The organism is Amycolatopsis sp. NPDC047767 (genome assembly GCF_040704195.1).
Lineage (GTDB): Bacteria > Actinomycetota > Actinomycetes > Mycobacteriales > Pseudonocardiaceae > Amycolatopsis.
Map to the genome: position 1 here is coordinate 332,286 of NZ_JBEYSJ010000003.1, position 24,901 is coordinate 357,186.

The following is a 24,901-nucleotide window of genomic DNA, read 5'->3' on the forward strand; positions in this document are numbered from 1 at the left end:
CTGGCCCTGCGGTACCGCGGGTTCTGCCGCGAGTGGCAGGCGGCGTGGCGTTGGCGGGCGGGCTGTTGTGCGGTGGAGGCCGTTGCGTCGCCGGGCGGCTGGTTTCGTGTGGGCGTGGTGGCCTTGCGGTGCCGTGAGCGGCAGGGTGGCGTGGCGTTGGCGAGGGGGCGTTGTGCGGCGGAGGGCGTTGGTCATCCCGCCTCCGTGAACACGGCGCGGTACCGCGGGTCTTGCCACAGGGCGTCGTGCGGGGCGATGGCTCTGACGTGGCCGTCGTCGAGCCAGATGACGGTGTCGGCGCGGGAGGCGAGGGCCGCGCGGTGGGTGACGACCACCAGGGTTCGCGCGGCGACGGCGGTGAGGACGGACTGTTCGGTGACGGTGTCGAGGCCGGCGGTGGCGTCGTCGAGGAGGAGGACGCGCGGGTTGTGCACGATGGCGCGCGCGAGGCCCACGCGCGCCGCTTCGCCGCCCGAGAGCGGGGTTTCGGCGAGTGGCGTGTGGTAGCCGTGGGGGAGGCGGGTGATGACGTCGTGGATGCGGGCGGTGCGGCAGGCCGTGCGGACGGCGGTGTCGCCGGCCCAGCTGCCGTAGCCCACGGCGTCGGCGACGGTGGCGCCGAGCAGGTGCGGCCGGGCGAAGCCGTAGCCGACGACGGCGCGGAGTTCCTCGGGGCGCAGGGTGGTGAGGTCGCGGCCGTCGAGGTGGGCTTCGCCGGCGTCGGGGGTGGTGAGGCCGCCGAGGAGACTGACCACAGTGGACTTCCCGGAGCCGGATTTCCCCACTATGGCGGTGAATGTGCCGCCGGGGATGGTGAGCGTAGTGGGGTGCAAGGCGCCTGGGACGGTGGCGTTGCGGAGGGTGAGCGTCCCGTTGCCCGGCAGGAGGCCGAGCTTGCCGCGTTCGGGGGTGGGGACGTCGAGCACCTCGGCGACGCGCTGGGCGCAGCCGCGGGCGCGCGAAACCGTGGTGAGCAACGGGATTTGCGTCACGAGCCCCATGCCGAGGGCGACGTAGCCGAGGGCGGCGAGCACGTCGCCGACCGTCAGCCGGTGGTCGAGCACCCCGAACCCCGCCGCGGTGAGCGCCGCCAGCTCCACGGCCGGCAACAGCAACGCGGCGCGCCACACCATCTTCGCCTGCGTCCGCCACATCCCGCGCCCGGCAAGACTGAGGCGGGGCAACGGTTTCAGCACCCGCTCGGCCTCCCGGCCGGCGGTCCCGGAGGCGGCGATCGTGGCCAGGCCGGCGCCGGCGTCGAGCAGTCGCGCCGCGAGCTCGCCGGAGACGCGCTGGTAGGTGAGGACGTCGTCGGCGGTGTTCTTGAGGTGTGACCGCGCGAGGAGCAGCGCCACGGGGATGCTGCCGAGGAACACGAGCGCCAGCCGCCAGTCGAGGACCGCCAGCAGCACGATCGCCCCGACGGAGATCACCGCGGCGGACACCAGCTGCACCACGACCGGCACGATGCCGCCCGCCCCCACGGCGTCCCCGGCCATCCGGCTCACCGCATCCCCTTCGGCGAAGGGGGTTTTCGTCTTCTGGGCGAGCAGCCGATCGATCATCCTGCGCCGCAACCACGCGCCGGCGCCACTGGTGACCCGCACGACGACCACCCCGCCGACCACGTCGGCCACAACCTCGGCCCCACCGACGACCACCAACCAGCCGATCTGTTTGGCGGCACCGCCACCGCTGATCACGGCATCGGTGGCCCCCGCCAACGCCCCGGGCAACAACAAACTCGCCCCCACCGCGACAAACCCCACCACGACGAGCACCCCCACCCGCCACGGATCCCGCTTGGCGACTTCGCGCAGCAACCGATCCCCGGGCGAGGTTGGTTTCGGCGCCTTTCGCGCCTTTCGCCCGCGGCTTGCCACAGGCTGTGGCAAGTCGGCAGGTGGTTCGGCAACTTGCCGTACAGTTCCGCCGGATGCCCGCCGGGTTCGTGCCGCTCGGCTGCGGTGTGCCGTTGGCTGTGGCAAGCCGGGTGATGGTTCGGCAACTTGCCGTTCGACTCCGCCGCGTGCCGGTCGTGCGACACGGTCGTGGCGTGCCGTCGGCCGCGGCAAGTCGGGTGGTGTTGCGGCGTCTTGTCGCGCAGTTCCGTCGGATGCCCGCCGGGTTCGTGCCGTTCGACGCTGGCGTGCCGTTGGCTGTGGCAAGTCGGGTGATGGTTCGGCAACTTGCCGTTCGACTCCGCCGCGTGCCGATCGTGCGGCACGGTCGCGGCGTGCTTTCGGCCGCGGCAAGTCACGTGGTGTCGTGGCATCTTGCCGGGCAGTTCCGCCAGTTGCCGCCCGCGCTCGTGCCGCTCGGCCGTGATGTGCCGTCGGCTGTGGCAAGTCGCCATTCGACTCGGAGACCTGCCGTCGCGCTCGGTTGCTTGCCGCTTGCGGGGATGCCGTCGGTGCGGCGCTTGCCGGTGGTTCGGCAACTTGGCGCTCGGCCCCGCCAGATGCCGGTTGAGCTCGTGCCGATCGGTCGTGGCGTGCTGTTGGCTGTGGCAAGTCAGCCCGGGGATTGGCAACTTGTCGCTCAGGGCGGCCAGTTGCCGGGCGGGGTCGTGCGGTGGGGGTGGGGTGTGCCGTTGGTCGTGGCAGGTCGTTGTGTGGGGTGGCAACTTGACGTTCGGAACGGGTGCTTGCCGGTGGTGGGGCGGGCGTCGAGTGGCGATGTGCCGTGGGGTGTGGCAAGGCGAAGGGTGTTGTGGCAACTTGCCACTCGGAACCGGTGCTTGCCGAATCGGTGCGGGGCGCGGCGGGGCCGGTGGTAGGCACCGCGTCGACGGGATTGTCGGAAGGTGCTCCGTACCCGGGCATCTCACTCCTCGTCCAACGAGCCAACCAGCCCAACCTGCCGCCAACCGCGCGGCAGAACCCAGCGAACCCGGTGACCAAACCCGCAGCCCCGGGGCAGAATGGTGAGGCGGGAGCGGCGCACTTGGCCTGCGCCGCTCCCGCACCCGGTCCGTGACGCCCGGCGCAAGGCACCCGGGAGCCGAAGCACCCGAGAACACCCGAACCGCCGGAAGAACGTCAGAAGGTCGACAAGGATCGAAGGGTCAGTAGGTCAGCTAACTCAGTGGCAGGTCAGCAGGCTGAGCGTGCTGTGCGCGCACGACGCCAGCAGGCTCAGGTTGCTCGGCGCCCCGTGGCCGTGACCGTGGCCGCCGCCGTGGCCTTCGAGGGCTTCGGGGGCTTCCAGGGCCTGCAGGTCGAGAACCAGTTCCATGGTGATCCCTTCTCGTGTTCTTCCGCCGGCCATCAGCGGCCGGAGGTGTGGGGGGACGGCGTGGCGCCCAGGAAAGGCAGCACCTCCGAGCCGTCCAGCAGGGCCGACAGCGCGAGCAGCACGCCCGCGCTCCCGGTGGTGACGTCGGTCGACAGGCGCAGCAGCTGGTTGCCCGGGAAGGCCAGGCCGCCGCGGTACGGGACGGCGTGCCAGGCCAGGCGCGCCAGGTGCAGGTCGATGGCCGAGCGAACCCGGTCAGAAGGCGCCTCGGAGAACGACAGCGCCGCCATCAGGCCCGCGCGGCCGTGCAGCAGGCCGGGCTGGATCACGAACTCGCCGCGGCACGCCTCGCGCAGCGCGGGCAGGTTGGAACACGCCAGGGCGGACGGCGAAACCCGCGCGAGCTGCTCCAGCACCAGCAAGATCCCGGCGCTGCCGATCCCCGCATACGGCAGGGTCCGCCGCTCGCCGTCGCGGACCTGCAGGGAGCCGTCGTCCGCCGTGGCGCATTCTTCGAGGTCGCGGCGCAGTGCCTGGTCCGCGAACGACAGCCACGCGGGCTCACCGGTCCGTTCGTACAGCCGGATGAACAGCAACGCCGGCCCCGACCAGCCGCTCAACAGCCCCGCCCGCGCGAACTTCCCCGGTGGCGCGGCCGTCTCCAGGGTTTCCGCCAAAGACACCGCGGTCGCCAAGGCCTGCCGCCCGTACTCGTTGTCGCCGCGTGAAGTCGTGAAGTGCAGCTGCGTCAGGGCGATCCCCGCGAGCCCGCCCTCGAACGCGTGATCAGTGGTCTGGTCCACCAGGGCCCGGGACGAGGCCAGCAAGGCCGAAGCCGCGTCGTGGTGGCCGAAGTGCTCCAGCACGTACGCGATCCCGTGGCTGCCGTCGAGGAACCCCGGCCGCGCGGGCGGCTCGCGGCGCACGGCGTCGATCAGCCACTGCTCGTGCTCCGGAAACCGGCCGGCGCCCGCCACGTCCAGCGCCCACAGCACGCCCGCCGCGCCGAAGCCGAAACACGCGCCGCCCACCCGGAACTGCTCGATGTCGCCCGGGAACAACCGGTCCAGCCGCGACGGGGTGGCCGAAGCGAGAATCCCCTCCACGACCTGTTTGCGCACCAGCGTCCAGTCGGGCCGCTCCTCGTCGAGCGCGGTGTGGGTCACGCCGACGCCCGGCGAGCCCAGCACCCGCACCAGCTCGTCCGCGTACCCGTCCGGCAGCCCGAACCGCCGCTGCGCGAACTCGGCCGCACCGCGCAGCTTCGCCGGCGCCAGCTCCAGGAGCGTCGCCAACGGCAGGAACAGCCACAGCCGCAGCATCGCCAGCGCGTACCGGTCGATGTCGAACCCGTGCCGGTCGGCCGGCGCGCGGAACCCGGGCGCACCGAGCGCCGGCCGCGAACCCGAGGCGACGTCGAACGCCATCTCGAAGTCGATCAGCGACACGGTGTCGTCGTCGGCCACCAGCACGTTCAGCGCGTGCAGATCGCCGAACACCACCCCGCGTTCGTGCAGGTCGGCGACGATCCGCTCCACCTGCGCGAGCACCCCCAGCGCCCGGTCGCGGTACGCCAGCAGGTCGGCTTCGGTGCTGTCGCGGCGCGTGAGCGGGTAGTGCAGCGCGAGCCAGCTGCCCAACGACGTGCCCGGCATCCGCTGCATCGCCAGGTAGTGGTGCTCCCACACGGTGAAGTGCTCGTACGCGTCCGGAACGCCCGGAACGTCCGCCAGCCGCTGCAGCACGTCGTGCTCGCGCCGCAACCGTTCGACGGCGTCCACCAGCTCGCGGTCCAGCCCGGCGTGGGGCCGCGCCTCCTTGAGCACGACCGGCCGGCCGTGCTGTTTGTGCTCCGCGAGGTACACGCCGCCGCCGTTGGAGAAGTGCAGGGAGCTCGTCACGCGGTAGGGGAACTGCCCCGGATCGCCGCCTTTGCGAGCCGCGACACTCGCGTCCAGACACGCCGGAATCTTCACCCAATCGGGTACCGAGAAAACGGGCTCGCGCCGGTCGGGCACGGGTGTACCGTCGGGTTTGCGGATCGCAAGCACTCGAGTGCCGTCGTGTTCCACCCATTGTTCGGCGAATCCGCCATAACGTACGTATAACGGTCCGGATTCGTAACGAAGGTCGCTGAGCACATAAGCGCCGTGTTCGCCACTCAGCCGTTCGGAAAGATCTTGAAGAACTCGCGCCAGTTCGCACTCGTCGACCGGATAAAGCGTGATCAACTTGCCGCTTCCGTCGCGCGGTGCGTATTTCGAATTCCGCGCCAGGAGGATGGTTCGGGACCGCAGGTGCTTGAACGCCACGCGACGGTCCACGCAGTACTCGTGCACCGCCGCCAGCACGCGGTCCGCATTGTCCATTCCGGCCGAAACGTGGACCTTCCAGCCCTGTTCGGGCAGGTCACCGCCCTGCGGGTGCAGCACGCGCCAGATGCCGCGGGTGCCCACCGTCCACATCGGTCCCGGCGCCGGCAGCGCGGCGGCGAAGTCGTCGGAGGGCGCTCCGGTTTCGCGTTGTTCGTCGAAGAACAGCGGATCCGCGAAGCAGAACGCTTCATACCGCATGTCCATGAAACCGCACCCTCCGCGTACTTCCGCACTCCCTGACGAGGAATATTCCCGCACGTCGGAGGTGCACAGGCCAATCCGCCAACCCGGGGGTTCGGCTGGGCTGATCAGGGTAGACAGAAGTGCCGCCGGAGTCCGAAACCGGGGACCCTGTGTGATTTCACGGATTACTCGACCACTCGGTCGTGGTGTAACACCCGGCGCTGCGCATTGTTCATGCAGGTCCCGCGAAGTGCGGCGTACTGTGCCGATCGTTACTGATCCGACCACAGTCACGGCCGAATGCCTTCGTGGCGGCGGTTACGTGCCGCGTGGGGGTCGGCCTACTTTTGGCCGGATCAGTAACTGTACCGTGAAATTGGCAGAATGCCATCAACGGATTCCCGTGTCCGATTTCGACGGCCGCGTGGACCTGGGGGAGGGCTCAGTCCACACGAGACCGACGGCCGTGGCGCCGGCCACGTCGGCAGCCCTCGGCGAACAGCCCCGGAAACGCCAGCGGGTACCTTGTGGCCAGCGCGGCAGAAGGAGGAACGGGTGATTCTCGGTTTCGCGGTGGCGGTGGCGGTGTGCGCACTGCTGGTCGCGCTGTGGAGCTTCGTGCAGGCCGCGCGCAAGCGCCTGCCGGACACCCCGCTGCTCGTCGCGCTCGGTGTGGTGGAGGTGCTGCTCGTCGCCCAGCTCGTGGTCGGCATCGTGCTGCTCGTGAGCGGTGAGAAGCCGGGCAGTCTCGCCACGTTCCTGGCCTACCTGATCGGCTGCCTGGTCGTGCTGCCGGTCGGCGCGGCGTGGGCGCTGGCCGAGCGGAGCCGGTCGAGCACGGTCGTGCTCGGCATCGCCTGCCTGGCCATCCCGGTGATGGTGCTGCGACTGAACGAGGTGTGGAGTGGAGCAAGCGCGTAAGACGGCCACGGGCCCGGGCCGGGTGCTGGTCGCGGTCTACGCGATCTTCGCGCTGGCCGCGACGTCGCGCGCCGGCGTCCAGATCGGCACGAAGTTCCACGAAGCGCCGTTGGCCTACGTGCTCTCGGCCTTCGCCGCCGTCATCTACATCCTCGCCACGGTCGCCCTCGCCAAAGGCGGCGAACGCTGGTGGCGCGTCGCCCTCGTCGCGTGCAGCATCGAGTTCCTCGGCGTGCTGACCATCGGCACGCTCAGCATCTTCGACCGCCAGGCCTTCCCCGACGCGACCGTGTGGTCGGTCTACGGCCAGGGCTACGTCTTCATCCCGCTCGTCCTGCCGCTGGTCGGCCTGTACTGGCTGTGGCGGACCGCCCCCAAGCGCGTCTCGGCCTGAGCCCCGCAGCTGGTTCTCGCAGGTCGCGGGCGTCTGACGGATCGTGACCACGCCGCTGCCCGCCGGGGACGGTGGCCCGGGCCCGCCCGCGACGGGAAGGGTCCGCGCCACTTCGTCGTTACGCACTACAGAACCCGCAGCGGAACGAGGAGACCCATGTCCCAGGCAACGCAGCAGAAGATCCCCGGCCCCGACCACCCCATCACGGTCGAGGTCAACCCGGCGCGCGTGGTCGTGAAGCTGGGCGACACGGTCATCGCCGACACGACGCGGGCGCAGGTGCTGCGCGAGTCCACGTACCCGGCGGTGCAGTACATCCCCCGGGAGGACGTCGACTTCGCCGCCCTCGCGCGCACCGAGCACCACACGTACTGCCCGTACAAGGGCAACGCGTCCTACTACTCCCTGACCCCGGCTGGCGCCCAGGGTGACAACGCCGTCTGGACGTACGAGGAGCCCTACGACGCGGTGTCCCCGATCAAGGGCCACCTCGCGTTCTACGCCGACCGCGTCTCGATCGAGGAACTGCCCGCCTGACGCAGGAAAAAAAGCCGGGCGCGCCCCCAAGGAGCGCGCCCGGCAATAGAACTCAGCGCGTCACAGTCAGCGACGCCGAACCCGTCACGCCACCGCTGGTCACCGAGATCGTCACCGTGCCCGCGCGGCGAGCGGTGATCTTGCCCGTCTTGGCGTCCACCGAAGCGACGCGAGTGTCGCTCGACGACCACACGTGCGAGGCCGGATCGGCGATCGGCATCGTGGCCGCAGGGAGGTTGTCACCGCCGACCTCGGCACCGGTGGCCGAAGCCACTGCCGAGGCGCCCACCTGCAAAGAGGGCACCGTCACGGCGATCGACGACAGCACCGGCTCCACCGAGAACTGCACGTCACCGCGAGCGGTGTGCAGCAGCACGAAGTGGTAGATGCCGCCCTCGTCCGAAGGCGCGTACGCCGGCATGCCGAGGTCCGCGATCGTCAGCTGCGGGATGCCCCCGGCGGCCGGCGACGTCGGGTTGCCCAGCGGGTCGATGACCTGGTCGGCGAACCCGCGCGCGTGGCCGTAGAGCATCACCACGTGCTTGTCCGGGTGCGTCTGCTGGTAGCGCTGCACCAGCCGCACGTACATGCGCGCTTCCCACCGGTCGCTGAACTGGCTGTTGGCCACCGGGTGCGGGTCGTACGCCGGCATGTGCGTGGTCACCAGCACGGTCTGCGACGAAGCGTCCGTGAGCTGCTTGACCAGCCACGGGTACTGCGCTTCGGCCGGCGACTGGAACGCGTCCGACGACTGCAGGCTGCCGTGCGCGTTGTCGGTGACGATCACCTGCGCGTCGCCGGCTTGGTACTCGTAGTGCGTGGCCCCGAAGACCTGGGCGAAGTTGCCGTTCTCCGGCAGCACGCCCTGGCTGATCTCGTGGTTGCCCACCACGTCGTGGTACGGCACGCCCAGCGCGGCGATCTTCTGCTGAGCGAACTGCAGGTCGGGCACCGCACCGTCGTCCGACATGTCACCGAGCGCCTGCACTGAAGACGGCCGCGCCTGCGAAGGCAACGCCGGCAGCCGGCCCTTGATCGTGTCCATCACGTTCGACGACGCCGAACCCGGGTCGCTCGCCACCAGGTGCGCGTCGTCGCCCAGCAGCATCGTCGAGCCCGACCGCGAGAAGTCCGCCGCGTTCTCCGAGAACTTCAGCCACGACGGGTTCTGCGGAATCGCCTGGTACGGCGGCGTGACCAGCGGACGCGGTGAGTACAGCGCCTGCAGACCGCTCACGTTCAGCGTGCCCGACGTCGTCTGGCTCGGGTTGATCGTGAGGAAGTCGACGAAGCTGATCCGCAGCGGGAAGTTCAGCCCCGGCGGCAACGTCGCGATGGCGAGGCGCCAGTCCTTCCACGTCACCGTGGTCGGGTACAGCGTGGTGGTGGCGCCGTCGATGCCGATGTACGACTCGGCCAGCTGGATGCCGGTGCCGTCGCCCTTCACCCACACGCCGATGCCGGTCGGGTTCTGGCCGCCGGCGTTGGCGCCGGCCGTGATCGTGGCCTTCGGCGACAGCACGAGCTGCTTCACGCCGGAGCCCGCGGGCATCGTGTACGTCAGCTGCGTCGAGGCCGAAGCCGTCGACCCCGGCGGGACGACGCCCGGCGCGGCGACCATCGTGGCCGGCTGGCCCGTGGTGTTGCGCAGGTTCCACGCCGACGGGTCGCTGAAGTCGTTGAGCTCCTGCGACACACTGCCGATGGCCACGGTCGCGGTCGCCGTGGCGCCGCCGACCTTCGCCGTCACCTTCTCCAGGCCCGAGTTCACCGCGTCCGCCGTGAACACCCCGGACTTGTCGACGCCGCCCAGCGACGCGTCGCTCACCGACCACGAAGCCGCGGCCGCGGGGATGGCGACCGCGGTGCCGGAGGACGTCGAACCGGACAGGGTGAACGTCTGCGTCCCACCGTTGTTCAGATCCGGGTCGGTCGGGGAGATCTGCAGCGACCCGAGCCGGTCGACGACGCGCAGCGGCTGCACGGAGACCGCGATGCCTGCGTGGGCGATCAGCACACCGGTGCCCGCGCGGCCCGCGGTGAACTGGCCGTCCTGCCACGAACCGAGCGTCGACGGCACGACCTGCACGGACGCCTTCTCCCGCGCGGGGTTGCCGAGCGAGTCGAGGCCGAACGCGGGGACCGGCACGGTCGCGCCGGGCACGGTGTCCACGCCCTTGTTGCCGTTGACGACCATCGACCGCGCGAAGCCCGGGGCCTGCTCGGTCGAGTAGATGAACAGGCCGTTGGCGACGGGCCGCTCGTGGCCGTCGGACGGGCTGTTCATCACCGAGACGGCCGGGTCACCCGGCTCTCGGGCCACCATCTCGGTGGAGCCGCCGCCGTCGAAGAGCACCGCGTTGTACGCGCCGTGGGCCACCATGTAGCCCGCGACCTGCGCCGGCGTCACGCCCAGCGCGGCGCTCGCGCCGAGGCGCCCGTCGAGCGTGGCGATGATCGTGTGCTTGCCGTCCTTGCTCACACCGACCACGGTCTCGGGGTTGACGCCGCCCGGCGGGTTGCCGGTGGGGTCGTTGTAGACCGCGCCGTCCTTGACCAGCATGGTCGAGCCGGACAGCAGCTGCTTGAGACCGCCGGTGTCGGCCGTGACCGAGACCGAGTCTCCACTGTGGACGGTGGTCGACAGCCACGTGCCGCCCGCGCCACCGCCGAGGAGGCCGAGCTGGCCCTTCGTCAGGGCCGGCGCCGCGGTGACGCCCGGCTGCACGGAGTCGACGACGAAGGTGCCCGCCTTCGTCTCGTGCCCGAGCACGAGCGTGCTGGCCGGGAGAGCCGTCGCGCCGCCGAGGTCGGGGGTGATTTCGGTGATGCCGCCGGACGCCACGTCGTTGACAACGTTGACAGAAGTCAGGGGAGTGCTGGCGGCGCCGTCTGTGATCGAGCCGGAGAACGTCTGCGGGCCGAGCACCATGGTGCCGTCGGCGCGCACGCCGAGCTGCGCGTTGAAGTTCGGGCGCGGGCTCTTGAGCAGCTTGCCGTTCGTGATCACGCCGCCGAGCGGGCGGCCGCTGGCGTTGATCTCGAAGAAGTCGCCGTTGACGCCGGCCACCGCGTGGGTGCGGGCGGCCATCGAGCCGACCGTCTCGTCGGCCGGGTTGGTGATCACGTCGCCGGCTTCGACCACGCCGAGGCGCACGTTCGGGTCGGCGAGGTTCACGTCGAGCACCTGGGTGTGCTGGCGGCCGCCGACGGTGTCGTAGGTCTCGGAGTACTGGGTCACGCCGCGCGTGACGGTCACCGGTGTCGTCTTCGTCTGATCGACGACGAGGCTCCAGTTCGCGGGAGTGGCCGGCAGCCACGGCTTGGGTGCCGCGGCCTCCGCCGTTCCGGTGGCCCCGAAGGTGACCACGCTTCCCGCGAGCAGAGCGGCCACCACCGCGCTGCTTCTTCGACTGCGTTTCAAGACAGCTCCTCGTTCCGGTGCACGGGGATGTGCGCACGTCACCCCAGCACCGCCCCGTGAAAACAAGATGTCCCGTCGTCGGCGCGCAGGGGTGCGGCAGGGAACGGGCGGCTCCGATCCGGGCGAAACGCCGCGTGGGTTGCGCCACATGAGCGGGGGTAGCCGTGAGAAGCGCCGCTACGCGCTGGTGTTGCCTAGGTCATAACGTTGATACGGGAATGCTCTAGCGCGGATACGAGTTCAGATGTAACGTTGGTACCAACAGAACGAAACGACGATACGGAGACTGAGATGACCAGCAACGAGACCACGCAGCGCGTCGCGATCGTGACCGGCGGGTCGGGCGGGATCGGCCGGGTCGTGGCCGAGCGCCTGGCCAAGGACGGCATGCAGGTGCTGGTGCACTACTCGGGCAACCCGCAGCGCGCCGACGAGGTCGTGGCCGCGATCACCGCCGCCGGTGGCACCGCGAGCTCGGCGCAAGCCGACGTGGCGGACGAGGCCCAGGTAGAGGCCCTGTTCGACATCGCGGAGCAGCGTTACGGCGGGGTCGACGTGGTGGTGCACACCGCCGGGATCATGCTCCTGGCCCCGCTGACCGAGCTCAAGCTCGACGACCTGGACCGCATGCACCGCGTCAACATCCGCGGCACCTTCGTGGTCGACCAGCAGGCCGCCCGCCGGCTGCGCTCCGGCGGCGCCCTGATCAACTTCTCGACGTCGGTGACCAAGCTGGCGCTGAACAACTACACCGCCTACGCCGCTTCCAAAGGTGCGGTCGACGCGATCACCCTGATCCTGGCCCGCGAGCTGCGCGGACGTGACATCACCGTCAACGCCGTGGCCCCCGGACCCACCGCGACCGCCCTGTTCCTCGAAGGCAAGCCGCAGGAGGTCATCGACCGCCTCGCCAAGGTCCCGCCGCTCGAGCGCCTCGCTGTGCCCGAAGACGTCGCCGAAGCCGTCGCCTTCCTCGCCGGCCCGGCCCGCTGGGTCAACGGCCAGGTCATCTACGCCAACGGCGGAGCCATCTGAGTCAGCCCGTCCCGGCAACTGAGGCTTCGAAGGAGAACTCCCATGTCCCAGACCATCGTCATCACCGGTGCTTCCAGCGGCTTCGGCGCCCTCACCGCCCGCGCCCTGGCCGACCAAGGCCACACCGTCTACGCCGGCATGCGCGAGACGACCGGCCGCAACGCCCCGCAGGTCCAGGCCGTCGCCGACTACTCGAAGGAGCACGGCGTCGACCTGCGGGCCGTCGAGCTGGACGTGAACTCGCAGGAGTCCATCGACGCGGCCGTCGCGAAGATCGAGGCGGAGAGAGACTCGATCGACGTGCTGATCCACAACGCGGGCCACATGGTCACCGGCCCGGCCGAGGCCTTCACGCCGGAGCAGCTCGCGGAGCTCTACGACGTGAACGTGCTCAGCACCCAGCGCGTGAACCGCGCCGTGCTGCCCGGCATGCGCCGCCGTGGCGAGGGCCTGGTCGTGTGGGTCTCCAGCTCCAGCGTCAAGGGCGGCACCCCGCCGTACCTCGCGCCGTACTTCGCCGCGAAGGCCGGCATGGACGCCCTCGCCGTGAGCTACTCGACCGAGCTGACCCGGTGGGGCATCGAGACCTCGATCGTCGTCCCCGGCGCGTTCACCTCGGGCACCAACCACTTCGCGCACTCGGGCCGCCCGGCCGACGACGCCGTGGTCGCCGACTACGAGACGAAGTACGCCGGCCTGATGGAGCAGGTCTCGGGCAAGCTCGCCGCCCTCGAGCCGGCCGACGCCGACGTCTCGTCGGTCGCCGCCGAGATCGCCCGCATCGTCGCCCTGCCCCGCGGCGAGCGCCCGTACCGCGTGATCATCGACCCGTCCGACGACGGGTCGGCCGAGGTCTCGGCGGTCGCCGACCGCATCCACCGCGAGTTCTACGAGCGCATCGACCTGGCGGATCTGCTCACGATCCGGAAGTGACCGTCCGGAAGGGACCGTGGGTAAAGGGAGGGGAGCTCCGGCTTCCCTCCCTTCGCCGTGTCTACTTCACCCGGATGACGATCCCCGTGAGTCCACTCAGGATGCTCGCCACCCCCGCGCGCACGGCCGCCGCCGCCCGGGCCGGGGTGAAGGACCCGGGGTCGTCGCCCGTGGCCGCGGTGAGTCCGGAGCCGCGGAAGGTGGCGCCCGCCCAGTTGGCGGCGGTGACGTTGAAGGTCGGTTCGGCGATCTCCGCGCCGAGCACGAGGAACTGCCGGTCGAGGTGGCTGGCCGTGACCACCGTCACCGCGTCGATCAGCTCGCTGCCGGCGGTGATGATGAGGTCCGGGGCGAGGTTCATGGCCTCGACGATGCTGTCGATGTGGCGGGCGGGGTCGTCGGCCGTGACGACCTTGAGGCTCACCTTCTCCTGCGCGGCCCAGTCCTTGACCGCGCCGACCAGCGTCTTCGTCTGCGGGTCGGCGCCGGCGGTCAGGAGCACCACGCGGTAGCCGGGCGCCGGGTGCACGGTGTCCCACGAGCCCGGCCGCGGGGTGATCGTCGCTTCCGGCGTCGGCGGCGTGCTGGTGAAGCCCTGGCCGAGCACGCCGACGGCGGTGGGCGCGGGGTGTGGTCCCGACCAATCGTCGGTGGCACCGCATCCGCTCAGCAGCACTGCCGTCAGTGCACCGACGACCACGAATCGTGAACGCAAGCCGGATCGTCCTTTCAGGGCAGTGGTGAGCGAGTCGGCCTCCTTCCTACCCGATCGCCGCCGGTTTCCGGTGCACCGCTTTCTTCCGTCGGAATCCGGTCGCTGCATGTTCGCCCGCTCTCCGCCAGTTGTTCGCTTGAGCCCAGCAAAGTGCGGGCGAGCAACCGGGAAAGAGGAAGTCCATGCCCCGCCGCATCAGAAGTTTCGCCCGCCTGGCAACAGTTTTCGCGTTCGCCGCGCTGGCGGTTATTCTCGGTACTTCCACCGCTTCGGCGCATGGTTTCTCATCGGTCGTGTACGCCGGCGTCACCTCACCCGGCTCCGGACAGGTGCGGGCGGAGCTCGGCCTCGAGTACGACCTGCTGGTGGTTTCCGTCGCGGACGCCGAACACGACGACCCGCTGTTCCAGCAGGGCACTGCTGCGTTCGACGCACGCGATTCGGCCGCACAGGCGAAAGCGCTCGAAGACCATTCGGCCGCGGTGATCAAGTACGTGACGGAACGCTTCCACGTGAGCACGGAGAGTCCCTGCGCGCCAACGAAAGACGGCGGCTTCCGCATGGAGCAGCGGGAAGGCGTCCCGTACGCGGTGCTCGACCTCGACTACCGCTGCGGCAGTGCCGACGCCCACGAGGTGCGCAGCGCGCTGTTCGCCGACGCCGAGGGTTACGTCCGCGACACCAAGACGGTCGTCACCTACGACCTCGACCTGACCTCGGGCAGTGCCGCGCTCGATGCGCACCAGCCGTCGTTCTCCACGCAGCAGTCGTTCGGCGAGCGGTTCTGGGAGTTCTTCCGGCTCGGCGCGGAGCACCTGCTCACTGGTCTCGACCACATCCTCTTCCTGCTCGCGCTCATCGCCGGCTCCCGGCGCCTGCGCGAGATCGTGCTGGCGGCGACCACGTTCACCCTCGCCCACTCCGTCACCTTCGTGCTGGCGGCACTCGGCCTGGTCACGGTGCCCGCAGCGATCATCGAACCCCTCATCGCCCTGTCGATCGCGGTGGTCGCGGCCTGGCCGCTCTGGCGCCTGTGGCGGCGCAAGGTCAACGGCATCGACGACGACCTCCTCGGCGAAGGCCACTTCAGCCTCGACCGCACCGGGTGGACCCGGCTCGCCGTGGTCTTCTGCTTCGGTCTCTGCCACGGCCTCGGGTTCGCTTCGGCGCTGGGCATCGACACGGCGTGGTCTTGGACGCTCCTGTGGTCGCTGCTGGTGTTCAACGTCGGCATCGAGACGGTGCAGCTGGCGATCATTGCGATCGTTTTCCCGCTTCTCGTGCTGATCCGCCGCCGGGCGACCTTCGCTCCACAGTGGACGACCGGCGTGATCGCCGCGGCCGTTTCAGTGATGGGGCTCACCTGGTTCGTGCAGCGCATCGCGGCTGGGTGACCGCGCTATTCCTGGGTGGTCCACCCGTCCTTCGGGTGAAGTTCACCTACCGCACACCGAGGGCGATAACGCTACCAATCGGTCTTCCCGACCCATTGACCCGAAAGGGAAAGCAAATCCGATGAAACCACTCAGAACCGGGCGTAACCTCGCCTTCGGTGTCGCCACGGTGGGCGTGAGCCTCCTGCTGGCGTTCGGCAACGGTTCGGCGACCGCCGCCACCTGGACGCCGACCGCGCCGGCCAAGGCGAACACCATCGTCCTCGGCGTCGGTGCCAAGGAATCGCAGCGCGTCTTGTCGTGGTACACCGACACCAACGCCGACCAGACGGTCGAACTGGTGCCGACCAACTGGCTCAACCACGGCAAGTTCCCCACCAACGCCAAGAAGTTCGCGGCGGTCATTGGCAGCAACGCGGTCAACGGTGGGTTCAACGCGCACGCCACGCTCGACGGCTTGCAGCAGAACACGGCGTACTCCTACCGCATCGGCAACGGTGACGGCTGGTCGCCGACGTACTCCTTCAAGACGCAGTCCTTCAAGGGCGACTTCGACTTCCTGTTCTACGGTGACCCGCAGATCGGTTCGTCGGGCGACGTCGCGAAGGACGGGGCCGGCTGGGCCGACACCCTGAACGTGTCGCTCGCCGCCAACCCGAAGGCCGAGCTCCTCGTGTCGGGTGGCGACCAGGTCGAGACCGCCAACACCGAGGCGGACTGGGACGCGTTCCTCGGCTCGGACAAGCTGCGCCAGTACCCGTGGGCCGCCACCATCGGCAACCACGACGTGGGTGGCAAGTCCTACGAGCAGCACTTCTGGACGCCGAACACCGACCGTTCGACGCCCTTCTACAACGGCTCGCAGAACACCAACTCCGGTGGCGACTACTGGTACACCTACAAGGGTGTGCTGTTCATCGACCTGAACAGCAACGCCTACGCCAACGGCGCGGACGACGCGCACATCGCGTACGTCACCGACGTGATCAAGAAGCACGGCAAGGACGCCAAGTACACGGTGCTCGTGTACCACCACTCCATCTACTCGCCGGCCGACCACGCCAACGACGGTGACAACCAGCTGCGTCGCCAGGACTTCCCGACGGCGTTCTCGAACCTGGGTGTCGACCTGGTCCTGCAGGGCCACGACCACAGCTACTCGCGTAGCTACGTGATCAAGAACGGCAAGAAGGCCAACCCGGCCGAGCAGCCCGGCGCCACCTCGGTGGTCCAGGGCCCGGGTGGTGTCGTCTACGTGACGGCGAACTCCGCGTCGGGGTCGAAGTACTACGACCTCACCGACCCGGACACCACGAAGGACCCGAACTACGGGGCCGACCCGCTCAACCCGGACAACCACTGGGCCAACTCCGTCGAGAACCAGGAGCACGTGCGCACGTACGTGAAGGTCCAGGTGCGGGACGACAAGCTCGAGGTCCAGGAAGTCCGCAGCGGCACCTGCGCCGCTCCGAACGCCGCCGTCGAGCGCGGCAACGTCAAGTGGTGCGGCCCGAACGAGGGCGCTTCGCCCGCGGGCAAGGTCGGTTCCGTGATCGACCAGGTCGTCATCCACACCAAGGGTGACAACGGCCACGGCAACAACGGCGGTGGCAGCAGCAACGGCGGCCACGGCAACGACGGTCACGGTCACGACGACCACGACGGTCCGCGCTGGGTCAGCCAGACCCTCGGCAAGCTCGGCTCCACGCTCACCGCGTTGAACTGAGTCGCCTGATCCCCCAGGCAGGGGCGGGTGCTCGCCGGCACCCGCCCCTGCCGCCCACCCCGCTCTGCCCACCTGCCCGAGGACTGCACATGCGTTCCACGCTCACCCGCGCGCTCGCCGCGGTGCTGCTCGCCGCCGGGTTCGCCGCCACGGCGGCGATGCCTGCCGCCGCCCAGGACACGGCTTCCCAGGACACGGCTTCCCAGGACACGGCTTCCCAGGACACCGTCCCCTGGGCCGTCAGCACCGCGGCCAACGAGTTCGGCGCCGACCGTGTCAACTACAGCTACACCGCCGGGGCCGGGGAGCAGGTGCACGACGGCCTCAAGGTCGTCAACAACGGCACGGCGCCGCTGGAGCTGGCCGTGTACACCGCGGACGCGTTCACCCGGCCCGACGGGCAGGTCGACCTCCTCGCGCGCGACAAGAAGTCCAGCGGCGTCGGCGCGTGGGCGCGCGCGGCCGCCGACCACGTGAAGCTCGGGCCCGGCGAATCGGCCGACGTGCCCTTCACGATCACCGTTCCCTCCGGCACGAAGGCCGGTGACTTCCTGGGCGGCATCGTGACCTCGGTGCAGCAGGGCACCGTCGAGCGCCGCCTCGGCATCCGGATCCGCCTGCGCGTGGGCGGTGACCTGGCTCCCGCGTTGTCCGTCGAGGACGCGCACGTCGACTACTCGGGCACGGCGAACCCGTTCGGCTCGGGCGACGCCACGCTGTCCTACACCCTGCACAACACCGGCAACGCCATCACCGCCGCGCGCCAGAGCGCGTCGGTCTCCAGCCTGTTCGGCGCCTGGACCGCTCCGGCCGCCACGATCCCGGACTCGCCGCAGCTGCTGCCGGGGGAGACGTGGCACGTTTCGGTGCCAGTCCACGGTGTGGTTCCGGGGGTGCGGCTGTCCGCCGACGTCTCGCTGACGCCGTTGCTCACGGACGCGTCCGGCTCGGTCGCGCCGCTCGCGGTCGTGACGGGTTCGGCCGGTGGCTGGGCGATTCCGTGGACGTTGCTGGTCGTGCTGGTTTTGCTGGTGCTCGTTGTGGTTTTCGTGATTCGCCGGCTGCGGAAGCGCCGGGCGGGCTCGGCGGAAGGAAGCCCGGCCGAGCTCCCCTCCGAGACGCCTGAAACCGCTGCCGAGCCCGAAACCGCCGAGTCCGAAGCTGCTGTGTCCTAAACCGCTGTGTCCTCAAGGTTCGGGTGTCGCTGCGCCCATGGTGCGACAGCTTCGAACGCCTTCGCCGCCGAGAACACCGTCTCGTCGTGGTACGGCTTGCCGACGATCTGCAGGCCCGTCGGCACTCCCGAGTCGCTGACGCCCGACGGCACGGTGAGCACCGGCAGCTGGCTCAACAGGTTGAACGGGTAGGTCAGCGCCCACGCGAGGTACGCGTCGACCGGTTTTCCGTTGACGGTGAAGGACTTGTCGTCGTTCTGGTGGTCCGCGGCCAGCGCGGGCACGGCCTGCGTCGGGCACACCATCAGGTCGTGGTTCGCGAACACGGCGGACCGCTTCGTCCACATTTCCGTGCGCACGAGCTCCGTCTTCTTGACCCGCACGTGGTCGAGCTGCTGGCCCTGCCGGATGAGCCGGCGCACGAACGGGTCCATTTTGTACTGCCACTGCGGGATGTGCTCCCCGGCGATGGCCGCGAACAGCCCCTGCCAGTGCGTGACCCAGGCGTCGTACGTGCTCTCGTTCCAGCCGAGGTCCACCTGCTCCACCACGGCGCCGGCCTCGGCGAGCTTCGCGACGGCTTCCTCCGTCTTCCGTGCCACCTCGGTGTCGACCTCGACGTAACCCAGGTCCGGCGAGTACGCGATCCGCAGGCCCTCGACAGAGCCCGGACCGGCGGGAATGGTCACGCGCTCGCGTAGCGTCGTGATGTCGTCCGGGTGCTGGCCGGAGACGACGTTCTGCGCGAGCGCGACGTCGCCGACGTTCCGGCCGAGCACGCCGACGTGCACGATGGCCTCGAACATCGTGTCCAGCAGCGCCGAGGGGTTGCGCCCGAACGGCGCCTTGTACCCGACGATCCCGCACGACGACGCGGGCATGCGCAGCGAGCCGCCGCCGTCGTCACCGCCGGCCAGCACGGCCATGCCGGTCGCGACGGCGACGGACGAGCCGCCGGACGAGCCGCCGCTGCTGAAGTCGAGGTTCCACGGGTTGCGGGTGATGCCGTAGAGCGGGCTGTGGCAGTGGCCGCAGTGGGCGAACTCCGGCGTGGTGGTGCGGATGTGCATGATGGCGCCGGCGTCGAACATGCGCTGCATGGCCGGCAGCGTGTGGTCGGCTTCGACGCCTTCGAAGATCTTGGAGCCCCACGACGTCGTCACGCCCTTCACCGGGTGCAGTTCCTTGACGGCGAAGGGAATTCCCTCGAGCGGGCGCGCGGTTCCGTCGCGGTAGCGCTGGTCGGCGTCGGCCGCCTGCTGCCGGGCCTGGTCGTAGAACCGGTTGGTGATCGCGTTGACGTGCGGGTTGACCTCTTCGCAGCGCTCGATCACGGCGGCCATGAGTTCACTGGGTGCGAGGGTGCGATCCTTGAACCGGCGCAGGGCTTCTTCGGCGGGCAGGTAACAGAGGGACTCGTCAACAGCGGCGGTGCTGCTCATCGCGGTGCCCTTCCTGTTCGGCTGGTGGGCTTTTCGAAGGTAGGACACCGCGGTGCCATGACACAAGGTTTCCTATCGTCAACCGTGTATCATTATGAGACATCGACCAGGTGAGAGGCTTCGACACGTGAGGACCCTGCGGATGCTGCGCCGGGAACGCGGCTGGACGCTCGACGAGCTCGCCCGCCGGACGGGCCTCACCAAGTCGTATCTGTCCAAAGTGGAGCGGGGAAACAGCACGCCCTCCATCGCTGTCGCGATCGGCCTCGCGGAGGCCCTGGGCGTCGACGTCACCCAGCTCTTCGGCGACGCGCAGGACAGCGCCAACCTCGAAGTCCGCCGCGCCGGCGCCGCTGCGGACCCGACGGTCCCCGACTCCGGCTCGAGCTTCGTGCACCTCGCCGGCGGCGTGGTCGGCAAGCAGATGCTGCCGTTCCTCATCCACCCGCCGACCGACGAGGTCGAGTGCCTCTACCGCGCCCACTCCGGCGACGAGCTCATCCTCGTGCGCTCCGGTGAGATCGAGATGCGCTTCCCGGACCGCACGGAACGCCTGGCCGCGGGCGACTCGGTGTACTTCCGCGGCGGGATTCCCCACTACGTCAAGTCGATCAGCGCCGAGCCCGCCGAGGTGCTCGTGGTGATCGCGGCCCCGGAGGAGCAACCGTGACCAGGCGCGCGTTGGCGGTGCGACACGTGGCTTTCGAGGACCTCGGCGTTCTCGAACCGCTGCTGTCGGCCCGCGGCTACACCGTCGACTACCTCGAAGCCGGCGTCGACCCGATCACGCCGGAGCTGTTGTCCGCCCCGGACCTCGTGGTCGTCCTCGGCGGCCCCATCGGCGTCGGCGACACCGCGTTGTACCCCAACCTGTCGGCCGAACTCACCGCGATCGCCGCGCGGCTCTCGACGGGCCGCCCCACCCTGGGCATCTGCCTCGGCGCCCAGCTCATCGCCGCCGCCCTCGGCGCCGACGTCACCCCGACGGGCAAGAAGGAAATCGGCTACGCGCCGCTGACCTTGACCCCCGCCGGCGGCGACTCCGTTCTGTCTCCTTTGGACGGTGTCCCGGTCCTGCACTGGCACGGCGACCAGTTCGCCATCCCCGCCGGCTCGACGACGCTGGCCGAAATCCCGGGCTTCCCGCACCAGGCATTCAGCCCCGCCCCGGGCACCCTCGCCCTCCAGTTCCACCTGGAGGCCGACCACACCCGCCTCGAACCCTGGCTCATCGGCCACAGCGTGGAACTGGCCGCCGCGGGCGTCGACCCCCGCACCCTCCGCGCCGACGCCGCTACCCATGGCCCGGCCTTGGCCCGCGCGGCGCGAACCGTCTTCGCGTCGTGGCTCGAAGAAGCCGAAGAGATGCTCGCCGGTCTCGCGTGACCAGGTAAAATCGGGAAAGTTCCGTTGGGATCCCAGCGGCTTCACGGAGGCCGGCGGGATCGGAACCCGCCTGCACGGGCACGACAGGAGAACAGGCGGAGTGGATGAGGAGAGGAAGATGTCGGAAGAGCTCGACGAGCTCACCGAGGCCATGCACGGGCTCACCCGCGCGCTCGAGGACGACGAGCAGGGAACCGCGCTCTTCGAGGTGATCTGCGCGGAAGCCGTGCGCGCCGTGCCGGGCGCCGACTTGGCCAGCGTGACCGTGATCCGCTCGGGCAAGGGCGAGACCGCCGCGACCACCGACCCGCGTGCCACCCAGGTCGACGCCGCGCAGTACGCCGCCGGCGAAGGCCCTTGCCTGCAGGCCGCCGACACGGGCGAGATCGTGCGCCTGTCGCTGCCCGCCGCGGACTACCGCTGGCCCGAGTTCACCGACGTCGCCAAGGAATTCGGCCTCGGCAGCTACCTCGCGGCCCCGCTGCGCATCGACGAGGAGCTCTCCGGCGCCCTCAACCTCTTCGGCTTCGGCGACCACGGCTTCCGCGAGCTCGACAGCCAGCTGCTCAAGGTCTACGTCACCATGGTCGCCTTCGGCCTTCGCACCCACCACCGCTACCGCGCCGCCCGCGGCCGCGCCGAACAGCTCGACCACGCGATGCAGTCGCGCGCCGTGATCGAACAGGCGAAGGGCATGCTCATGGCCATCCACCGCATCACCGCGGACGAAGCCATGCAACGCCTGATCACCGAATCGCAGACGACCAACACGAAACTCCGCGACATCGCCACGCGTTTCGTGACCACGGTCTCCGACCGCTGACCCATCCCGCCGCGGCGACGGCGAAACCGGTACCACCGGATCGACCGGACATTCCCGCGCAGCCGCGATTCCTGTGCGGCTCAGCCGGGGTGCGCACGTCCGAGTCGCACTGCGAGACCGTGGAGCTGGGGGACCCGCGACGGGTAGCGTGCCGGTCGTGGAACCCATCGCGATCCCCCTGGGCGGCCCGCGCGAGGAGCGCGCCGACGCGGCCCGCAACCGCGCGCACCTGATCGAGGTCGCGCGCGCGATGGTCGACGAACTCGGCGCCGACAAGGTCACGATGGACGGCCTCGCCGAGCGCGCCGGCCTCGGCAAGGGCACCGTCTTCCGCCGCTTCGGCACGCGCGCCGGCATCTTTCTCGCGCTGCTCGACGTGGAGGAGACGGCGTTCCAGGAGCGCGTGCTCAACGGCCCGCCGCCGCTGGGTCCGGGCGCGCCCGCCGTCGAACGCCTCGTCGCCTTCGGCCACGCGCGCATGGCATTCCTCATCGAGCACACGGTGCTGGCCCGCGCGGCACTCGACCCGGGGCAGCCCATCCCGGTCTCGGCGAGCCCGTCGCTGTTCCACGTGCAGATGCTGCTGCGCGAGGCCTGCCCCGACGTCCCGGGAGTCCACGCGCTGGCCCTGCAGCTGACGGCCGCGCTCGAAGGCCCGCTCCTGCTCTACTTGCGCGCCCCGGACGGCACCGCGCCCGCCACCATGCCGCGGGACCTCGCGGCCGGCTGGAAAACCCTGGTCGAACGCGTCTGCGGCTGATCTTCACCGTCGGTGTTGCCGCGGTCACGTCCACTCGGCGAAGCGGGGTATAGTCCGTTTAAGGGTCTCAGGCCGAGGCCCCCGATACGAAAGGTGCGGACATGCCGCTGACCGGCGAATACGAGCCGAGCCCCTTCGATTTCAGCCGTGACCAGGCGGAGCTGATCGAGAAGTCCGGTGGCCAGGACGGCACGGACAACCAGGGCAAGCCCGTCATCGTGCTGACCTCGGTGGGTGCCAAGACCGGGAAGCTCCGCAAGACCCCGCTGATGCGCGTCGAGCACAACGGCGAGTACGCCGTGGTCGCCTCGCTCGGCGGCGCGCCGAAGAACCCGGTCTGGTACTACAACGTCGTCGCGAACCCCCACGTCGAGCTGCAGGACGGCCCCGTCAAGAAGGACTACGAGGCCCGCGAAGTCCACGACGCCGAGTACGCCACCTGGTACGACCGCGCGGTCGAGGTGTGGCCCGACTACGCCGAGTACCAGACCAAGACCACCCGCAAGATGCCGATCTTCGTCCTCAGCCCGATCGAGGCCTGAGCGCTCTCGACTTCGTCGCGGGCGTCGGTGGCCAGAACTGCCCGTCGCACGGCACGTTCTGGACCATCGCCCGGGCATCGGTGGCAGTTGGAACCCACGGGCCGGCGATCAGCGCCGGCCCGTGGAGTGTCTTGGGAGTGCCTTCGATGTCCTCAGCGTTGCCCAGCACGGCGTCCCCCGCTGCCGCCCGGAGACGGTGGTGGGGGCTGATCGTCCTCGCCGTGGCGCAACTGATGTTGTTGCTGGACACCACCGTCGTCAACGTCGCGCTCGCCCCGATCCAGCACGACCTCGCCTTCTCCCACGTCGGGCTTTCGTGGGTGGTCAACGGCTACACGCTCCCGTTCGGCGGTCTCCTGCTGCTGGGCGGGCGGATCGCCGACGCGCTCGGGAGGCGCCGCGTGTTCCTGGCGGGCTCGCGTTGTTCGCGGTGGCGTCGGCGATCGGCGGCGTGGCGGTGACGCCGGCGATGCTCGTCGTGAGCCGCGTGCTCCAGGGTGTCGGCGGCGCGTTGGTGGCGCCCGCCGCGTTGTCGCTGGTCACGGTGCTGTTCACCGAACCCGCCGAACGCGCCCGCGCGCTGTCGACGTGGGGCGTGCTACGCGGTTTGGGCGCCGCGCTCGGTGCGGTGCTGGGCGGCGTGCTGGTCACGTACCTGTCGTGGCGCTGGGTGTTTTTCGTGAACCTGCCGATCGCGGTGGTCGCTTTCGTGTGCGCGCCCGCGTTGGTGCCGGAAAGCCGGAGCCCGCGGCGCGGCCGTCCTGACATCGCGGGCGCCGTGCTCGCGACCGTGGGCCTGACCCTGATCGTCTACGGCCTGCTCGCGTCCGCCGGCCGGTGGGCCGCGGTGGTGGGTGTCGTGCTGGTCCTCGTGTTCGGCTGGTGGCAGTCGAAGGCGAGCAACCCGTTGGTGCCACTGGGTTTCCTGCTTTCCCGGCGCCGCGCGATCGGCAACTTCGTGTTGCTGACGTTCAGCGCGGCCATGGGGGTGCTGTTCTTCACGATGGCGCTGTACCTGCAACAGGTCGCCGGCCTGAACGCCCTGTACTCCGGGTTGTCGTTCCTGCCGATCGGCCCGTTGTTCATGCTCACCGGCTGGCTCACGGCCCGGCTCATCCCGCGCATCGGCCAGCGCGCGGTCATGGTGCTCGGCCTGCTGCTGCTCACCGCCGCGTTCGTGATGTTCGCGGGCGTGGACGTCGGTGGTTCCTATGTGCGTGACGTTCTCATCGGCATGCTGCTTTTTCCGCTCGGCGCCGGCTTCGCGGTGATCTCGGGGATGATCGCCAGCGTCGACGGCACCACGGGCGCCGACGCGGGTACGGCCAGCGGAATCAACAACACGTCCCAGCAGATCGGCATGGCCCTGGGCCTGGCCACGCTCGTCGCGGTCGGTGACGCGCCCACCCGTTCGCTGCTTTCGTCCGGGGCCGACGGCGCCCATGCCGCCGCCGGTGGTTACGCGCTGAGTTTCGCCGTCACCGCGGGTCTGATGGCCTTCACCGCGCTGGTCGCGCATCGTGCGCTGGTCGGGTTCGCGTCGTCGTTGGGCCGTGCGTTCGCCCGCCGGTTCGGTGCGACCCCCACGACCTTCCGCGAGCGCTCACAGGCACTGGCGGCCAAGTTGGTCGGGCGACGGCGCGATCGCCACCAGTGTGCGCGAGGTCGGTTTTGGTTCGCCGTCGTCGTTGGGCCGCGCGTTCGCCCGCCGGTTCGGTGTGGCCCCAGCGGCCTTCCGATCGCCACCATTGCGCGCGAGGTCAGGTTCGCTCGGACGTTGTTGCGGCGCGCTTTCGCCTGCCGGTTCGGGCGACCACCGAGCCTTTCGCGAGGCGGTTCACCAGTACTGGCGGTCGAGTTAATTGTTTGCCGCAGTCTGCGTGGTCTTGTCTGATCGGG

Annotated in this window: 19 protein-coding genes and 1 pseudogene; 14 read left to right on the forward strand and 6 right to left on the reverse strand. The window is 70.0% G+C overall.

What is annotated here, in order from left to right:
* Window positions 1-191: 191 nt before the first annotated feature.
* From AB0878_RS07735 to lanKC, 3 genes are all read right to left on the reverse strand, one after another.
* Window positions 192-1,787: an ABC transporter ATP-binding protein gene (locus AB0878_RS07735; RefSeq protein ID WP_366577909.1), complete on the reverse strand. Its 1,596-nt coding sequence runs from the start codon at window positions 1,785-1,787 to the stop codon at window positions 192-194.
* A 1,297-nt stretch (window positions 1,788-3,084) separates the two neighbouring features.
* Window positions 3,085-3,237 (reverse strand): SapB/AmfS family lanthipeptide, encoded by a 153-nt coding sequence (locus AB0878_RS07740; protein ID WP_220245799.1) that lies wholly within the window; start codon window positions 3,235-3,237, stop codon window positions 3,085-3,087.
* 32 nt (window positions 3,238-3,269) lie between these two features.
* On the reverse strand, window positions 3,270-5,816 hold the full coding sequence (gene lanKC / locus AB0878_RS07745) for a class III lanthionine synthetase LanKC (RefSeq protein WP_366577555.1): 2,547 nt from the start codon (window positions 5,814-5,816) through the stop codon (window positions 3,270-3,272).
* Window positions 5,817-6,350: 534 nt separating this feature from the next.
* Here lanKC and AB0878_RS07750 point away from each other — a divergent pair.
* The 3 genes from AB0878_RS07750 to AB0878_RS07760 all read left to right on the forward strand — a co-directional run bounded on the left by AB0878_RS07750 (window position 6,351) and on the right by AB0878_RS07760 (window position 7,647).
* Window positions 6,351-6,716: a hypothetical protein gene (locus AB0878_RS07750; protein ID WP_366577557.1), complete on the forward strand. Its 366-nt coding sequence runs from the start codon at window positions 6,351-6,353 to the stop codon at window positions 6,714-6,716.
* 22 nt (window positions 6,717-6,738) lie between these two features.
* Window positions 6,739-7,110, forward strand: coding sequence for a hypothetical protein (locus AB0878_RS07755; RefSeq protein ID WP_366577910.1), 372 nt, complete (start codon window positions 6,739-6,741; stop codon window positions 7,108-7,110).
* Window positions 7,111-7,266: 156 nt separating this feature from the next.
* Window positions 7,267-7,647, forward strand: coding sequence for a DUF427 domain-containing protein (locus tag AB0878_RS07760; RefSeq protein WP_366577559.1), 381 nt, complete (start codon window positions 7,267-7,269; stop codon window positions 7,645-7,647).
* A 52-nt stretch (window positions 7,648-7,699) separates the two neighbouring features.
* Here AB0878_RS07760 and AB0878_RS07765 read toward each other — a convergent pair whose 3' ends face one another.
* The gene (locus AB0878_RS07765; protein WP_366577561.1) at window positions 7,700-11,041 is read right to left on the reverse strand and encodes a phosphodiester glycosidase family protein; all 3,342 of its coding nucleotides are present in this window, start codon (window positions 11,039-11,041) and stop codon (window positions 7,700-7,702) included.
* A 321-nt stretch (window positions 11,042-11,362) separates the two neighbouring features.
* Between AB0878_RS07765 and AB0878_RS07770 the strand changes: the two genes are divergently transcribed.
* Window positions 11,363-12,106 carry an SDR family oxidoreductase gene (locus AB0878_RS07770; protein WP_366577563.1) on the forward strand — a complete coding sequence of 248 codons (744 nt, stop codon included), beginning with the start codon at window positions 11,363-11,365 and terminating at the stop codon, window positions 12,104-12,106.
* A 42-nt stretch (window positions 12,107-12,148) separates the two neighbouring features.
* Window positions 12,149-13,039 (forward strand): SDR family oxidoreductase, encoded by an 891-nt coding sequence (locus AB0878_RS07775; RefSeq protein ID WP_366577565.1) that lies wholly within the window; start codon window positions 12,149-12,151, stop codon window positions 13,037-13,039.
* 61 nt (window positions 13,040-13,100) lie between these two features.
* Here the strand turns inward: AB0878_RS07775 and AB0878_RS07780 are convergent, their stop codons facing one another.
* Window positions 13,101-13,754 (reverse strand): hypothetical protein, encoded by a 654-nt coding sequence (locus tag AB0878_RS07780; RefSeq protein ID WP_366577567.1) that lies wholly within the window; start codon window positions 13,752-13,754, stop codon window positions 13,101-13,103.
* Between the two features lie 293 nt (window positions 13,755-14,047).
* Between AB0878_RS07780 and AB0878_RS07785 the strand changes: the two genes are divergently transcribed.
* The 3 genes from AB0878_RS07785 to AB0878_RS07795 all read left to right on the forward strand — a co-directional run bounded on the left by AB0878_RS07785 (window position 14,048) and on the right by AB0878_RS07795 (window position 18,049).
* The gene (locus AB0878_RS07785) at window positions 14,048-15,148 is read left to right on the forward strand and encodes a HupE/UreJ family protein (protein ID WP_366577569.1); all 1,101 of its coding nucleotides are present in this window, start codon (window positions 14,048-14,050) and stop codon (window positions 15,146-15,148) included.
* A gap of 121 nt (window positions 15,149-15,269) precedes the next feature.
* A complete protein-coding gene (locus tag AB0878_RS07790; protein ID WP_366577571.1) occupies window positions 15,270-16,874 on the forward strand; it encodes a metallophosphoesterase family protein in 1,605 nt (534 codons plus the stop codon).
* Between the two features lie 89 nt (window positions 16,875-16,963).
* Window positions 16,964-18,049, forward strand: coding sequence for a DUF916 domain-containing protein (locus AB0878_RS07795; RefSeq protein WP_366577573.1), 1,086 nt, complete (start codon window positions 16,964-16,966; stop codon window positions 18,047-18,049).
* Here AB0878_RS07795 and AB0878_RS07800 read toward each other — a convergent pair.
* Complete coding sequence (locus AB0878_RS07800) at window positions 18,046-19,491, reverse strand: amidase (protein WP_366577575.1); 1,446 nt, start codon at window positions 19,489-19,491, stop codon at window positions 18,046-18,048. The genes AB0878_RS07795 and AB0878_RS07800 overlap by 4 nt on opposite strands.
* Window positions 19,492-19,618: 127 nt before the next feature.
* Here AB0878_RS07800 and AB0878_RS07805 point away from each other — a divergent pair, with 127 nt between their 5' ends.
* The 6 genes and pseudogenes from AB0878_RS07805 to AB0878_RS07830 all read left to right on the forward strand — a co-directional run bounded on the left by AB0878_RS07805 (window position 19,619) and on the right by AB0878_RS07830 (window position 24,896).
* A complete protein-coding gene (locus AB0878_RS07805; protein ID WP_366577577.1) occupies window positions 19,619-20,161 on the forward strand; it encodes an XRE family transcriptional regulator in 543 nt (180 codons plus the stop codon).
* Complete coding sequence (locus AB0878_RS07810) at window positions 20,158-20,877, forward strand: glutamine amidotransferase (RefSeq protein ID WP_366577579.1); 720 nt, start codon at window positions 20,158-20,160, stop codon at window positions 20,875-20,877. The genes AB0878_RS07805 and AB0878_RS07810 overlap by 4 nt, the downstream gene beginning before the upstream one ends.
* 118 nt (window positions 20,878-20,995) lie before the next feature.
* Window positions 20,996-21,700, forward strand: coding sequence for a GAF and ANTAR domain-containing protein (locus AB0878_RS07815; RefSeq protein ID WP_366577581.1), 705 nt, complete (start codon window positions 20,996-20,998; stop codon window positions 21,698-21,700).
* A gap of 157 nt (window positions 21,701-21,857) precedes the next feature.
* The gene (locus AB0878_RS07820) at window positions 21,858-22,460 is read left to right on the forward strand and encodes a helix-turn-helix domain-containing protein (RefSeq protein ID WP_366577583.1); all 603 of its coding nucleotides are present in this window, start codon (window positions 21,858-21,860) and stop codon (window positions 22,458-22,460) included.
* A gap of 101 nt (window positions 22,461-22,561) precedes the next feature.
* Window positions 22,562-23,002, forward strand: a complete 441-nt coding sequence (locus tag AB0878_RS07825) for a nitroreductase family deazaflavin-dependent oxidoreductase (RefSeq protein ID WP_366577585.1) — start codon at window positions 22,562-22,564, stop codon at window positions 23,000-23,002.
* 233 nt (window positions 23,003-23,235) lie between these two features.
* Window positions 23,236-24,896 (forward strand): annotated as a pseudogene (locus AB0878_RS07830) (MFS transporter).
* The last annotated feature ends 5 nt before the right edge of the window (window positions 24,897-24,901 follow it).